Annotated in this window: 13 protein-coding genes; 7 read left to right on the plus strand and 6 right to left on the minus strand. The window is 47.8% G+C overall.

The features are described from left to right. Positions 1-33 precede the first annotated feature (33 nt). The 6 genes from lpdA to ampD form a co-directional block, all read right to left on the minus strand. Positions 34-1,458 (minus strand): dihydrolipoyl dehydrogenase, encoded by a 1,425-nt coding sequence (lpdA, locus tag CWE13_RS06010; RefSeq protein WP_126806831.1) that lies wholly within the window; start codon positions 1,456-1,458, stop codon positions 34-36. 102 nt (positions 1,459-1,560) lie between these two features. Beyond that, on the minus strand, positions 1,561-3,357 hold the full coding sequence (gene aceF, locus CWE13_RS06015) for a dihydrolipoyllysine-residue acetyltransferase (protein ID WP_126807336.1): 1,797 nt from the start codon (positions 3,355-3,357) through the stop codon (positions 1,561-1,563). Positions 3,358-3,367: 10 nt separating this feature from the next. Beyond that, positions 3,368-6,034, minus strand: a complete 2,667-nt coding sequence (aceE, locus tag CWE13_RS06020) for a pyruvate dehydrogenase (acetyl-transferring), homodimeric type (RefSeq protein ID WP_126806833.1) — start codon at positions 6,032-6,034, stop codon at positions 3,368-3,370. Between the two features lie 9 nt (positions 6,035-6,043). After that, positions 6,044-6,835: a pyruvate dehydrogenase complex transcriptional repressor PdhR gene (gene pdhR, locus CWE13_RS06025; protein WP_126806835.1), complete on the minus strand. Its 792-nt coding sequence runs from the start codon at positions 6,833-6,835 to the stop codon at positions 6,044-6,046. Between the two features lie 155 nt (positions 6,836-6,990). Further along, positions 6,991-7,785 (minus strand): regulatory signaling modulator protein AmpE, encoded by a 795-nt coding sequence (ampE, locus tag CWE13_RS06030; RefSeq protein WP_126806836.1) that lies wholly within the window; start codon positions 7,783-7,785, stop codon positions 6,991-6,993. Between the two features lie 56 nt (positions 7,786-7,841). Next, positions 7,842-8,402, minus strand: coding sequence for a 1,6-anhydro-N-acetylmuramyl-L-alanine amidase AmpD (gene ampD / locus CWE13_RS06035; protein WP_126806838.1), 561 nt, complete (start codon positions 8,400-8,402; stop codon positions 7,842-7,844). 111 nt (positions 8,403-8,513) lie between these two features. Between ampD and CWE13_RS06040 the strand changes: the two genes are divergently transcribed. The 7 genes from CWE13_RS06040 (at position 8,514) to coaE (ending at position 14,319) form a co-directional block, all read left to right on the plus strand. Beyond that, positions 8,514-9,029: a retropepsin-like aspartic protease family protein gene (locus CWE13_RS06040; RefSeq protein ID WP_126806840.1), complete on the plus strand. Its 516-nt coding sequence runs from the start codon at positions 8,514-8,516 to the stop codon at positions 9,027-9,029. Positions 9,030-9,068: 39 nt separating this feature from the next. Further along, positions 9,069-9,941, plus strand: coding sequence for a carboxylating nicotinate-nucleotide diphosphorylase (nadC, locus tag CWE13_RS06045; protein ID WP_126806841.1), 873 nt, complete (start codon positions 9,069-9,071; stop codon positions 9,939-9,941). 188 nt (positions 9,942-10,129) lie between these two features. Further along, the gene (locus CWE13_RS12680) at positions 10,130-10,597 is read left to right on the plus strand and encodes a pilin (RefSeq protein WP_126806843.1); all 468 of its coding nucleotides are present in this window, start codon (positions 10,130-10,132) and stop codon (positions 10,595-10,597) included. Between the two features lie 5 nt (positions 10,598-10,602). Further along, positions 10,603-11,604 carry a GspE/PulE family protein gene (locus CWE13_RS06055; protein WP_157980936.1) on the plus strand — a complete coding sequence of 334 codons (1,002 nt, stop codon included), beginning with the start codon at positions 10,603-10,605 and terminating at the stop codon, positions 11,602-11,604. A 24-nt stretch (positions 11,605-11,628) separates the two neighbouring features. Beyond that, positions 11,629-12,816, plus strand: coding sequence for a type II secretion system F family protein (locus CWE13_RS06060; RefSeq protein WP_126806846.1), 1,188 nt, complete (start codon positions 11,629-11,631; stop codon positions 12,814-12,816). Positions 12,817-12,841: 25 nt separating this feature from the next. Then, positions 12,842-13,720: a prepilin peptidase gene (locus CWE13_RS06065; RefSeq protein WP_126806848.1), complete on the plus strand. Its 879-nt coding sequence runs from the start codon at positions 12,842-12,844 to the stop codon at positions 13,718-13,720. Beyond that, positions 13,717-14,319: a dephospho-CoA kinase gene (gene coaE, locus CWE13_RS06070; RefSeq protein ID WP_126806850.1), complete on the plus strand. Its 603-nt coding sequence runs from the start codon at positions 13,717-13,719 to the stop codon at positions 14,317-14,319. Before CWE13_RS06065 ends, coaE begins: the two co-directional genes overlap by 4 nt. Positions 14,320-14,424 lie beyond the last annotated feature (105 nt).

The raw sequence follows: 14,424 nt of genomic DNA on the forward strand, positions 1-14,424 counted from the left end.
CCGCAGCTATTGATTATCGCTAAAAGCTAAAAATTACTTTTTCTTAGCTTTCTTGTTTGGCATATCAGTAATAGAGCCTTCCATTACTTCAGCAGCCAAGCCAATTGATTCGTGCAATGTTGGGTGGGCGTGCACGGTTAATGCGATATCTTCGGCATCGGCACCCATTTCGATGGCTAGGCAGATTTCGCCAAGTAGCTCACCTGCGTGCGAACCTACAATAGCGCCGCCAAGAATGCGGTGGCTTTCTTTATCGAAAATAAGTTTCGTAAAGCCATCCGTTGCGCCAGAAGCAATAGCACGGCCTGAAGCCGACCATGGGAACACGGCGGTTTCAATGGCGATATCTTGCTCTTTCGCTTCTTTCTCGGTTAAACCTGCCCATGCAACTTCTGGATCGGTATAGGCAATTGAAGGAATTACTTTCGGATCGAAGAAGTGTTTCTTGCCAGAAATTACTTCGGCAGCAACGTGGCCTTCGTGTACCGCTTTGTGCGCAAGCATTGGCTGGCCAACGATATCGCCGATAGCGAAAATGTGGTCAACGTTCGTGCGCATTTGCTTATCAACTTCAATGAAACCTTTATCGGTTACATTAATGCCGGCTTTATCGGCACCCAGCTTATCGCCATTTGGTGTACGGCCAACAGCCACTAACACCGCATCGTATTTCACTGGTTTTTCTGGTGCGTTTTTGCCTTCGAAGGTAACGTGAATGCCATCTTTCTTCGCTTCAACGTTAGTTACTTTCGTTTCCAGCATGATGTTATCGAACTTCGATTTCATCGCTTTGGTGAAAACTTTAATCAAATCTTTGTCAGCCGCTGGAATTAGCTGGTCCATGAACTCAACTACATCTAGCTTCGAGCCTAATGCGCTATACACACAGCCCATTTCTAAACCAATGATACCGCCGCCCAAAAGCAACATTTTCTTTGGAATGAACGGCATTTCTAACGCGTCGGTTGAATCCCAGATACGCTCATCTTCATGTGGGATAAATGGCAATTCAACAGGTTTTGAACCGGCAGCAATAATGGCGTTATCAAATTTGATAACGGTTTCTTCATCGCCAGTTACTTTAAGTTCGTTCGCGCCCGTGAATTCACCGGTACCGGTAACCACTTTCACTTTGCGCATTTTCGACATTTGGCCAAGGCCGTTGGTAAGCTGGCTCACCACTTTTTCTTTATGTGCACGAATTTTATCTAAATCAATTTTCGGCGCAGTGAAAGCAACACCCGCATCACCTAAATGCTTGGCATCATCGATATGCTTGGCAAGGTGCAGCAGGGCTTTTGAAGGGATACAACCCACGTTCAAACAAACACCGCCTAACACGTTGTAACGTTCAACAATCACTACTTCCAAACCTAAATCGGCTGCACGGAAAGCGGCTGAATAACCACCTGGGCCTCCGCCAAGAACTACAACCTGTGTTTTAATTTCGTTGCTCATGATAACCCCTATTTGTTCGCTAACTGCTGCGCCAAAAATAAAATTCAAATTCGCGCTCAAATTTGCGCAGTATTGTACCGAGAAATCCTCGGTACGTCTTGTTTAGAGTATAATTTTCCGGATATCGGAAAGCACACCGGCCAAATACACCGAGAACCGCGCCGCTAATGCACCATCAATTACCCGGTGATCATAGGAAAGGCTCAGTGGCAGCATTAACCGTGGCTCAAACTCTTTTCCATTCCATACCGGTTTCATATCGCTTTTCGATACCCCGAGAATAGCTACTTCTGGTGCATTTACGATAGGCGTAAACGCCGTACCACCAATGCCACCTAAACTTGAGATTGAGAAACAGCCGCCCTGCATATCGGCAGATTTTAGCTTGCCATCGCGGGCACGAATACTAACATCAGCCAAATCGCGAGAAAGCTCAACAATGCCTTTCTTATCCACGTCGCGGATAACTGGCACTACTAGGCCTTTCGGCGTATCTACGGCAATACCAATATTGATGTATTTTTTCAGAATCAAGTGTTCGCCATCTTCGTGCAACGAAGAATTGAACTCTGGGAATTCTGCTAACGCTTTGGCCACCGCTTTCATGATGAATACCAGCGGCGTGAACTTCACATCGGCTTTTTTCTTCGCCAGTTGTTCGTTCTCACCCTTCCGGAATTTCTCGAGCTCGGTGATATCCGCTTCATCAAATTGCGTTACATGCGGAATGGTTACCCAGTTGCGATGTAGATTTGGCCCCGATAAACGCTGAATGCGGGACATTTCTACTTCTTCAATTTCACCAAACTTGCTGAAATCAACTTTCGGCTGGGCAATGACTTGCAGGCCTCCAGTGCCGCCTGAAGCCGGTGCAGAAGAAGCTTTCGGGCGCGAAAGTTCGTATTTCACAAACTCTTGCACATCTTCTTTCAACACGCGGTTTTTCGGGCCGGTACCAGAAACACGGCTAAGATCTACGCCAAACTCACGCGCTACGCGGCGCACAGCAGGTGACGCATGCACTAAGGCATCGTCTTTCCCTTTGCGGCCTAGCGGATGATCAGGCACTGGTGGTTCTTTTCTGCTACCAGAATCGCGTTCGCTGCGGCTACTGGAATCACTTTCGCTCTTCTCGTCTTTAGAATCAGAATCGCTTTTAGAGCTCTTCTCTTCTTTCTTTTCAGAGCTAGAATCAGAACTAGCAGCTTCTTCCTCACCATCATCCTCGCCAGCGATTTCTAGTTCAAGCACGAGCGAGCCTTCTTTCACTTTATCGCCCACTTTCACTTTCAAGCTCTTCACTTTACCGGCTTTCGGGCTAGGCACATCCATGGTGGCTTTATCGGTTTCAAGCGTAATCAGGCCATCTTCTTCTGAAATCTCATCGCCTTCGGCAACTAACACTTCAATTACTTCAACCTCACCTGATTCACCGATATCGGGCACGTTTACTTCAATAGTTTGCGTGCCACCGGACGATTTCTTTTTGCTGGCAGATTTCGAATCATCTTTCTCAGACTCATTTGAGGAATCATCACCTTCATTTGACTTAGGCTTTTCCTCGTCTGAACTCTTGCTCTCCTCACTTGAGGATCCTGAATCCTCATTTGAGTTCTTTTCGGATGATTTTTCATCAGTATCGTTGTCAGACCCAGCATCATCAGCCGCTTCCATTAGCGCCAGCAAATCACCTTCACTAATTTTATCGCCAACCTTCACTTTCAGGCTTTTTACTTTGCCACCGAAAGGCGCTGGAATATCCATCGAGGCTTTATCGCTCTCAACAGTTACCAGCGAATCTTCTGCTTCTATGCTATCGCCTTCACTTACCAATACTTCGATAACTTCAACGCTTTCCCCACCTACATCGGGAACTAGAACTTCTTTTGCATCAGCCATCATGTTCTCCTTATGCGTAGAGTGGGTTTGCTTTATCTACATCGATACCGAATTCTTTAATTGCTTGTGCAACTATTTTCTTATCGATATCACCTGCTTTTGCCAACTCGCTAAGAGCGGCTACAACAATATACTCAGCATTTACTTCAAAATGACGGCGCAAGTTTTCGCGGCTATCCGAGCGGCCAAAGCCATCGGTGCCGAGCACACGGTAACTACCTGGCACCCATGCGCGAACCTGATCGGCATAAAGTTTCATGTAATCGGTAGCTGCAATTACTGGGCCTTCTTCTTTTTCCAGCACTGATGTAATAAATGCTTTCTTCTCTTTCTTGGTTGGGTTCAGCATGTTGTAACGTTCAACATCTAAACCATCGCGCGCCAGCTCGTTAAACGAGGTAGCACTGAATACGCTGGCATCAACATCATATTTCTCAGCCAAAATGCTCGCTGCTGCGCGCACTTGCTGCAAAATGGTGCCTGAACCCAATAAACGTACTTTTGCTTTCGCTTTCTTCGCTTTCACCTGATCCAGCTTGTAAATACCGCGCAGAATGCCTTCTTCAACGCCTTCAGCCATTTCTGGTTGTTTGTAGTTTTCGTTCATTACGGTGATGTAATAGAACACATTCTCTTGCTCAGCGAACATCCGGCGCAAGCCATCTTGCACGATAACAGCTACTTCATAGCCGTACGTTGGATCGTAGCTGATGCAGTTTGGCACGGTGCCAAAGTGCAATAAACTATGGCCATCTTGGTGCTGTAAGCCTTCGCCATTCAGTGTGGTTCGGCCGGCGGTGCCGCCTACTAAGAAACCACGGGTTTGGCTATCGCCTGCGGCCCAAACTAAATCGCCCACGCGTTGGAAACCGAACATCGAGTAATAGATGTATACCGGAATCATCGGTTCGTTATTGGTGGAGTAGCTAGTACCTGCCGCTACGAACGAGGCCATAGCGCCTAATTCGTTAATACCTTCTTGCAATACCTGGCCTTTCTTATCTTCACGATAATAAGCCACTTGATCGGCATCTTGCGGGGTATATTTCTGGCCTTGGCTTGAGTAAATACCTACCTGACGGAACAAACCTTCCATACCAAAAGTACGGGCTTCATCAGGAATAATTGGCACTACACGCGAACCAATCTTCTTATCTTTCAGCATGGCGGTAAGTACACGTACAAACGCCATGGTGGTAGAAATTTCCCGATCGCCACTGCCTTTTAACACGGAATCGAAAGCTTTCAAGCTTGGTACATCTAGCTCTTTGTCGGTTTCCGCTAAACGCACTGGCATAAAGCCACCGAGCTTCTCGCGGCGTTCCTTCATGTACTTCATTTCATCGCTATCTTCTGGGAAGCGATAGAATGGGATATCTTCCAAATCAGAATCTTTAATTGGAATATTGAAGCGATCGCGGAAGTGTTTAATTGCTTCGATATCCATTTTCTTCACTTGGTGCGCTACGTTTTTACCTTCACCCGCAGCACCCATACCGTAACCTTTTACGGTTTTCGCTAAGATAACCTGTGGCCGGCCTTTGGTGTTTACGGCTTTATGATAAGCGGCGTAAACTTTCACTGGATCATGGCCACCACGGTTTAAGCGCCAAATATCTTCATCAGAGATATTCGCTACCATCGCTTTGGTTTCTTCGGTTTTGCCGAAGAATTTTTCCCGGGTGTAAGCGCCACCTTTAGCTTTGTAGTTTTGGTATTCACCATCTACGCTGGTTTGCATAATTTCAGCAAGCTTGCCTTCGGTATCGCGATATAACAATGGATCCCAATAGCGGCCCCAAATTACTTTAATTACTTCCCAACCGGCGCCACGGAATGTGCCTTCCAGTTCTTGGATAATTTTACCGTTACCACGCACTGGGCCATCAAGGCGCTGCAAGTTACAGTTCACGATAAAGGTTAGGTTATCGAGGCCTTCGCGGGTGGCTAAGCCAATCGCACCTAAGCTTTCTGGCTCATCTACCTCGCCATCGCCTAAGAAGCAATAAACACGCTGTTTCGAGCAATCTTTAATGCCGCGATCGGTAAGGTATTTTAAGAACCGCGCAGTATAAATCGCCTGCATTGGGCCTAGGCCCATGGAAACCGTTGGGAATTGCCAGAAATCTGGCATCAACTTCGGATGCGGATACGAAGACAGGCCATCGCCATCTACTTCTTGGCGGAATTTATTCATTTGATCTTCGGTAATACGGCCTTCTAAGAAAGCACGCGCATAGATACCCGGAGAAACGTGGCCTTGGATAAACAAGAAATCGCCGCCATCTTCGCCGGGTGCCCGGAAGAAGTGGTTAAAACCAACATCGTAAAGCATGGCTGAAGAAGCAAAGCTCGAAATGTGGCCGCCAAGTTCAAGATCTTTTTTCGATGCGCGCAAAACCATGGCCAATGCGTTCCAACGGATAGCGGCACGAATACGCGCTTCCATGGTGTGATCGCCTGGCATTACTGGCTCTTGGCTTACCGGAATAGTATTTAAATACGCCGTAGTTGGCTGATATGGCAGATATGCACCGCTGCGGCGCGCCTTATCAATCAATTGCTCAAGAATGAAATGCGCCCGCTCAGGGCCTTCAGCATCAAGAACGGCTTCAAGTGAATCTAGCCATTCCTGGGTTTCTTGCTGGTCGATATCGTGCTGATCTAAATCTGCCATACTGGTTCCTTACTTCTCCATTGGAGTCGATAAAGGTTCACTCCGCCGCAACGAACGTTGCAGCCGGGTGTGTTCCCGATTCAGGTGTAACAAAGTTTTTTCTATATACGCCAAATGCTGATGGCACGCATCGCGTGCCTGTTCTGGCTTTCTTGCAATAATTGCATCAACAATTGCTTGCCGATGGATATGAAGTTGTTCTCGTACATCACTACGCTCAGAAAGCACTTCTAGATTGCGGCGCATATTTTCTTGCAATAATTCGCGCATACCGCGCACTAAATGCAGTAGCACTACATTGTGCGAAGCTTCGGCGATGCTGGTGTAGAACACCATCAGCGCTTCAGCTTGTTCAGCAATAGTATGTACTTGCTCAGCTTCCGGTTGCGCGCGTTTCGCGGCAATGGCGGCAAAGCTATCGGCAATGTGTTGTAAATCAGAATCGGTGCCACGCATCGCTGCATAAAATGCAGAAACACCTTCCATAGCGTGGCGAAATTCTAATAAATCAAACTGTGATTCTGGGTGCCGTGCAAGCAGCTCGAATAACGGCTCGCGCACTTGCTGATCCAGCGCATTACTGACAAAGGTTCCGCCACCTTGGCGACGAGAAACCAAACCTTTTGCTTCCAGTTTTTGAATCGCTTCACGCAATGATGGCCGCGACACATGAAATTTCGTGGCTAAATCACGCTCTGAGGGTAAACGTTCACCGGCCGCCCAAGTGCCATCAACAATCATCGATTCGATTTGCGAAACGATAACATCTGATAACTTAGTTTGTGCCACACGTTGAATCATTTACTTTCCGTTAAGCGATTCAAGCACTAGCCCAATATCTAGAGGTTAGCGCTCGCTTCCAAATTAAACCTATAAATTGGTAATACCAATTTACCATTAGTGTTAATTATATCGCTTATTTTCTCTGAAGCCAAATTTATAGGTGACCATATTGGTCATACCACCCACCCTAATAAGGTAGCAAATGCTACGATAACCAGAATTAGAATCATATTTCGGCGCACTAGGTTCACCAACACTTCGGCTTCTGCCCAATTGTTTTCAGCATCTTCTGGCACTTCTTCAGCGGCAACCGCTACTTCGATTAATTGTTGTGGTGGGTTTTCAATGCCTTCTGGCACTACTTTTAACCAAACCGGCATCGCTTTTGAGAAATGGCCAACGAGCACATAGCCAAACGCACAGATACGCAATGGTAACCATTCCACCCACGCCAACACTTTTGGAAACATATCGGCGCGCGAACGCAACAAACCATACGCTAAAGCGCCTGGCGCACCCAACAAGATAAACCAAATAGATACCGCCGCATAAAAGCGGAAGTTTAGCCAAACCAGCTGTTGGCCAGTGCTTAGGCTTTCATCGGGGTGATATTTCAGTGCTTCCGCATGAACTGCAACTTCTTCGTTATCGCCCCGTTTAGCGGCGAGAAAATATTGACGTAACGCCGTACGTTGCAAACGGCAACCGATAACCAATGTAAGCACCACAATGTTTACCAATACCGCTGCAAGTACGCTGTAGTTGAGCCACATTAATATGGCTAACAAAATAGCCGGCGCTACTAACAATAATGGTCCGAATAAATCGTGGTTGCGCCAGCGATTGATATCATCTTTTTCATTCAACCAGGTATCCCAACGTTCAGCGATAGGATCAAGCTTCCAAGCTTCTGGAGTTATGCGTAATCGCTCTAAAATTAAAGCGATAAATAGTGAAAACACCATCATGTTGTTTATTCCTCTATTGCACTTGCACGTATTGGGTAACGTTGCTCGAGTGCGTGTTATGTGCGCGCTGTTTTCGTTATAAGGGCGCGGTATTGTTGCCAATCAAACGCCGGGCCTGGATCTGTTTTCCGGCCTGGCGCGATGTCTTCATGCCCAACAATGCGTTCGTTCGTGATTGCTGGGTAATGCTGTTGTAAAACTCGGGTTACTTCGGCCAATGCTTGATACTGTTGTTTAGTGTAGGGTGTGGAATCGGTTCCCTCAAGTTCAATGCCAATTGAATAATCGTTGCAGCGCTCGCGCCCTTGCCAACTCGAAACGCCGGCATGCCAAGCTCGGCGGTTGAAATCAACATATTGAATAATTTCGCCATCGCGCCTGATCAAACAATGCGCCGAAACTCGTAATCCCTCTAGAATGGCAAAGTTTGGGTGGGCATTACAATCGAGGCAGCCGAGAAACAAATCATTGATGTAGGGGCCACCAAATTCGCCCTCAGGCAAACTGATACCATGCACCACCAGCAGGCTTATATCGTGGCTATCGGGCCGCTCATCTGCATGCGGTGAGCATTGCCAAGTTACAGGTGTTAATCGGTGCGCTTGCAAATTTAGCACGGGGAGCCTCTATCGTTTCCGTTCCAATGGGTTCTCTTGTTACTATGCTTCTATTCGTGGTGCTCAGTATCCGTATTTAAAGTGAAAAGGTAAAGTGAGGGACAAACTCTTATGCCAAGTTCAAACGATTCAAGTGGGCAAATAGGCCGATGGTTCTCTTGGTTTGCCTGGATAGCAGCCCTGTTTGTGTTGTATTGGGGGTTCGAGAACTTTCTACAAAAGAAAGAAAATCCGAATCAACAAGTGGTTAGCTATCAAGAAAACGGTGAAGCGGTAGTTACCTTAAAACAGAACTCGCGTGGTCACTATATGGCGAATGGTTTCATTAATGGCCGCGAAGTTACCTTTTTACTGGATACCGGCGCCACGCAAGTAGCGGTTCCGGGGCAACTGGCGCAGGCACTTGGGCTTACGCAAGGCACGCGCATTCAAGTGCGCACGGCCAATGGTATAGCGGATGCATTTCAAACTGAAGTTTCAGAGCTGCAACTTGGCGAAATTCGCCTGTATAATATTGCCGCCACTATTGTTCCGGATTACGATAGCGAGCATATTTTACTGGGCATGAGCGCTTTGCGAAGCTTAGAGTTCAGCCAACGGAATCAAATTCTCACAATTCGGCAATAACTTAATATTTTTCACACACGATAAAGGTAGTAGTAGCCAATGCAAAACCCAGCCAACATGAGCGATTCATTGCGCCAATCGATTCCGCAGCAAGTAACCGCTGCTTTGGCCGAAGATTTAGGTGGTGTTGCTGATGCCAGTGCCGATATTACTGCCAACCTTATCCCCGCTGATCAGCAAGCTACGGCACGATTAATTACGCGTGAGCCCGGTGTTATTTGCGGTTTAGCATGGGTAGACGAGGTGTTTGCGCAGCTTGGTGATAGCGTAACGATTACGTGGCATGTTGCCGATGGCTCAGCCGTGCACGCGAATCAGGAACTTTGCACGTTATCGGGCCCAGCACGGGTGATACTTACCGGTGAACGTACGGCTATGAATTTCCTACAAACGTTATCGGCTACGGCCACCGCAGTGGCAAACGCAGTAGTACATTTAGAAGGTAGCAATACCCAGTTACTGGATACCCGCAAAACCATTCCCGGCCTGCGTTTGGCGCAAAAGTATGCGGTGGCCTGTGGCGGCGGTGCGAATCACCGCATTGGCTTGCACGATGCGTTTTTAATTAAAGAAAACCATATCGCAGCTTGTGGCGGGATTGATAAGGCTGTAGCTACTGCGCGTCAGAATGAACCTGGGCTGTTGGTTGAGGTAGAAACCGAGAGTTTAGCGGAGCTTGAGCAAGCTTTAGCGGCCGGTGCTGATGTTATTATGTTGGATAATTTCAGCATGAGTGATATTGAAACCGCGGTAGGCCTTACTCGTGGCCGAGCCAAGCTCGAGGTTTCAGGCAATGTAACCGCGGATCAACTCGCCAAATATGCCGCTACTGGCGTCGATTATATTTCGTCGGGCGCTCTCACCAAACATATACACGCACTGGATTTATCGCTGCGCGTTACCAGCATTTAACACCCGCAGGGCTGCGGGAAGAAGATGGGGTCGTTGACGTGAAGCTCTGGCACCTTGTAGGTGCCAGAGCTTCACGTCAACGACCCCGATTTCTTTTTCAGCTATTGCTGAATTTGGGTGGCGTGACTTTACCCTAACTTAATTTGCGGCTATTACTTTTGCATCTTGTTTTGCAAAAGGAGTTGCACATGAACGCTTTTCACCGGGTATCCGGTTTCAACCTTATCGAACTAATGATTGTGGTGGCCATTATTGGTGTGCTTAGTTCGTTTGCCGTGCCCGCTTACACAGATTACACCCAGCGCGCCAGAGCGAGCACTGCGATCATGAGCCTACAGCCTTGGCAAACAGCCATTAATATTTGTTGGCAAATGGAAGGTTCATTAAGCCCCTGCACCGCCTTTGGGCAACGCGGTATTCCGGCAGTAGAAGAACCTCTACCCACAGGTATCAGTGCTATTTCACCCGGCTCGGTGCCGGGTTCGATACGAGCCACGCTGATGGTAAATGATCGCGAAGGCAACCCGCTTATGGTTGAACTGCGCCCGGCAGCTACAGCCACTCAATTGCAGTGGGTGGTTGCGTGCTCTGATTTTGGCGATAACGACGGTATTGGCATGCGCATTCCGCACTGTGTTGCGGATAGCGAGGGGTAAATATCGTGCATTCGTTAAACGCAGATATTGCCGAATTTATTTGCCAGCATGCCGAACGGGGCGTTTCTGATTTACATTTAGAAGCGCAAGCCAATGCATATCGCTGGCGTGGCCGCCGCTTAGGTTTGCTGGAGCCCATTCAAAACCTCAATGTTGCTGAAGGCATTCGAATAATTGCGGCGCTGAAAACCGCGGCAGGCCTTGATACAACCGAACGCCGTTTACCGCAAGATGGTCGATTACAGCTTTTAGCTCCCAACACCAAGACAGGAACCGGCGTTGATTGCCGCATCAATACGCTGAACACATTGCACGGCGAAAAAATGGTGCTGCGCTTACAACTGAGCGAACAAGAAGCCTTGCCGCTACACGCACTGGGGTTACTGCCTGAACAACTAAAAATGATTCAGCAAATTTTAAAAAGCCCCGAAGGCCTAATTCTCGTAACTGGCCCCACGGGAAGTGGTAAAACCCGAACGCTTTATGCCATGCTGCAAATTCTCGCAGCACAAGCAAAGAACATCGCCACGGTTGAAGATCCCGTTGAAGTAACGCTTACCGGCGTAAACCAAGTACCGATTAAACCTAATGTGGGGCTAACATTTGCAACGGCACTACGCGCAATGTTACGGCAAGATCCTGATGTACTCATGGTAGGCGAGATTCGTGATGCAGAAACTGCGCAAATTGCAGTGCAAGCCGCACAAACAGGTCATTTGGTGCTCGCAACTCTGCACGCCAGCCAACCATTAAGCGCAATTATTCGGTTACAGCAATTGGGTATCGATAATTATCAATTAGCGGCGTGTTGGCAGCTTTTAGTGAATCAGCGCTTACTTACCGTAGGCCAGCAGCGCCGCGGCATATTTACCCTACAACCTATGCGTGATGAGCTGCGTTCGGCACTGCTTATGGGGCCGCGCCACGAAAACTATTGGCAAAACTTGCAACACAGCCTCGATAACACGGAGCTGCATGCTCATAGCAAGAGCGTATCTGATAAGTAATAACAGCCAGAAAAAAGGATTTCTATGGCATGGTTTCACTGGCAAGGGCTGCACGCAGAGCAAGGCCCGCAAAAAGGTATTATTGAAGCGAAAACGGAAGCGGTCGCTAAGCAGCAGCTTTATCTGCAGCAAATTTATGTTCGTTCCCTGTCGAAATTACCGAAGAAAATCGGGTTTCGGCATTCCCGGCAATTCTTGCCGGGCTTTTTATTCCAATGGCAAAGCTTGCTTGAAGCGGGCTTTGACCAACAACTAGCATGGCAACATTTACAGCGAAATAGCCAAACCGAAGCGCAAGCTGAAGCTTGCGTGGGCGTGATGCAAGCCCTAGCCCAAGGAAGCGGTATCGCGGATGCAATGGCCAGATACCCACATTTATTTTCGGCTGAAGTATGTGCATGGATAGAAGTAGGAGAAACCACCGGACGCTTGCCCGATGTATTGCAGGGGCTAATCAGTACCATGGAAGCGGAAAAGGCGCGAAATAAACAAATGCGCGATGCCTTACGTTATCCGCTTATTGTACTTGGCGTAGCCGCAATAACGTTATTATCTATGGTGTTTTTTCTACTGCCTCGTTTTGCTGCCATTTATACGCAACTCGATGTAACGTTACCGGCAATTACGCAAACATTAATGCAACTTGAAACGCGCGAAACACAACAACGGCTATTGGCCGGATTAGCAGTATTCGGCACACTGTTTGTTTTTATTCGTTATCGGTTTCAGCACTGGGTGGGTAATCCGAGACATTGCCTAAATATCTATCAGCTTCCTATTGTTGGCAATTGGCTTTGCCAGCAGCACTTATTGCATGATTTCGATATGCTAATACTCGCAACTGAGAGCGCGATTCCTTTGCAACAAAGCTGTGAATTAGTGGCCGAACATTCAGCCAGCGGTTATTGGCGGCAACAATGGCAACACGCCAGTACGGGCTTAAGCCAAGGGCTTACTTTCAGCCAAACCTTGGCAGTAAGCAATTTGCCCGATTTATTATTGCAAGCCATTGCAGCTGGCGAACAAAGTGGCCAGCTTACACGACAGTTACAGTTTGCTATGAAACAGGTTACGCTAACGCTTGATAATCAACAGCAACGAGTAACGCAAATTCTGCCAACTGTTGTGTTGATTCTGGTGAGCGTAGTGGTTTTAGTGTTATTGCTAGCGCTCTACTTACCGCTCTTCCAGCTAGGGCAAACTGTGCGGTAAGATAGTGCTTTAAAAGGAGAACAAAGTGGCAGAAATTTTTCAGGTATATCCATGGGTTGGCTTTTTGTTTGCCGCATTGTTTGGCCTCGTTTTTGGTAGCTTCGGCAACGTTATCGTGGCCCGTCTGCCGCGTATGCTGGAACAACAATGGCGCGATGAATGCGCAGCCGCGTTTCCCAGCAAAGAACACGCTAACGAATCGCCCGCAAACGAGAAGAAACGCTTTAATTTGGCTTATCCTGCATCACACTGCCCAAAATGCGGCCACGGCTTGCGCTGGTTCGAGAACATTCCGCTTATTAGCTATCTCGTACAAATGGGCCGCTGCCGCAGCTGTAATACTCATATTTCTTTGCGTTATCCGATTACCGAGGCGGTTTCTGCACTGCTCACATTAGCTGCGGTTACACAGTTTGGCTTCACTTACCAAGCTATCGCTTTCGCCTTGTTTTTATATGCATTGCTGTTGCTTACGCTTATTGATGCCGAAACCATGCTGCTGCCAGACCAGATCACCCTGCCATTATTATGGCTTGGTCTGATTTTAAGTATTCACGTTCTGCCGGTAGGCCCAACTGATGCCATTATCGGCGGCGCAGCCGGTTACTTGTTTTTATGGTCGGTGTATTGGTTATTTAAGTTGGTTACCGGCAAAGAAGGTATGGGCTACGGCGATTTCAAGTTGCTTGCCGTGCTTGGTGTCTGGCTCGGCTGGCAAGCGCTACCCATTGTTGTTTTGCTGTCTTCTTTGGTGGGCGCCGCGTACGGTATCTTGATGATTACTTTGCGCAAACATAACCAAGATAACCCCATGCCATTTGGCCCCTTCCTCGCCGTTGCTGGCGGTATTGCCTTGTTCTACGCTGAGCCAATTTATCGTTGGTATTGGAGTTTCGCGCTATGATCGTGATCGGCATAACCGGCGGCATTGGCTCTGGAAAAACAACGGTTACTAATCTGTTCCAAGAGCTTGGCATTGCTGTAGTTGATGCCGATGTCATTGCCCGCGAGGTTATCGCGCCGGGCTCGCCTCTACTGACCACTATTGCTGACCATTTCGCAGATCATTATAACCTCGATATTCTTGATGCTTCCGGGCAGTTGGTTCGCGCTCGGCTACGGGAAATTATTTTTGCCGATAGCGCTGCAAAGGAATGGCTGAACGCACAGATGCACCCGGCTATTCGAGATGAAATCTTACATCAACTAGAAGCGGCAACATCGCCTTATGTTATGCTTTCAGCACCTCTACTGCTGGAAAATGGCTTGGATAAGCTATGCCAACGCGTACTGGTGGTGGACATTCCCGAAGCCCTGCAACTCAAACGCACCCAGCAACGCGATAGTGTAGCGCAGAGCCAGATAGAAGCTATAATTGCGGCACAAATGAGCCGGGAAGAGCGGTTAAAGCGAGCCGATGATGTTATTGATAATAGCGGCGATACGTCGGCATTAGCACCGAAAGTACAGCAACTACATGCGCAATATTTAGCATTAAGTTAAGGTAAATTAATGCCAGATCAAGCCGTTGCATGTTTAAATTACAAGTTAACATTTTGAAAAATCATTGCACTCGGTAACTGACTCGTTATCATGGGGATTGTTTCA

Origin of the sequence: Aliidiomarina shirensis (genome assembly GCF_003987345.1) — a bacterium.
In the GTDB taxonomy this organism is placed as follows: domain Bacteria; phylum Pseudomonadota; class Gammaproteobacteria; order Enterobacterales; family Alteromonadaceae; genus Aliidiomarina; species Aliidiomarina shirensis.

What these genes read in the sequence shown, in the direction of transcription:
- lpdA (WP_126806831.1), bottom strand. Translation starts at nt 1,458, where the DNA reads ATGAGCAACGAAATTAAAACACAGGTTGTAGTTCTTGGCGGAGGCCCA.
- aceF (WP_126807336.1), bottom strand. Translation starts at nt 3,357, where the DNA reads ATGGCTGATGCAAAAGAAGTTCTAGTTCCCGATGTAGGTGGGGAAAGC.
- aceE (WP_126806833.1), bottom strand. Translation starts at nt 6,034, where the DNA reads ATGGCAGATTTAGATCAGCACGATATCGACCAGCAAGAAACCCAGGAA.
- pdhR (WP_126806835.1), bottom strand. Translation starts at nt 6,835, where the DNA reads ATGATTCAACGTGTGGCACAAACTAAGTTATCAGATGTTATCGTTTCG.
- ampE (WP_126806836.1), bottom strand. Translation starts at nt 7,785, where the DNA reads ATGATGGTGTTTTCACTATTTATCGCTTTAATTTTAGAGCGATTACGC.
- CWE13_RS06040 (WP_126806840.1), top strand. Translation starts at nt 8,514, where the DNA reads ATGCCAAGTTCAAACGATTCAAGTGGGCAAATAGGCCGATGGTTCTCT.
- nadC (WP_126806841.1), top strand. Translation starts at nt 9,069, where the DNA reads ATGCAAAACCCAGCCAACATGAGCGATTCATTGCGCCAATCGATTCCG.
- CWE13_RS12680 (WP_126806843.1), top strand. Translation starts at nt 10,130, where the DNA reads ATGAACGCTTTTCACCGGGTATCCGGTTTCAACCTTATCGAACTAATG.
- CWE13_RS06060 (WP_126806846.1), top strand. Translation starts at nt 11,629, where the DNA reads ATGGCATGGTTTCACTGGCAAGGGCTGCACGCAGAGCAAGGCCCGCAA.
- coaE (WP_126806850.1), top strand. Translation starts at nt 13,717, where the DNA reads ATGATCGTGATCGGCATAACCGGCGGCATTGGCTCTGGAAAAACAACG.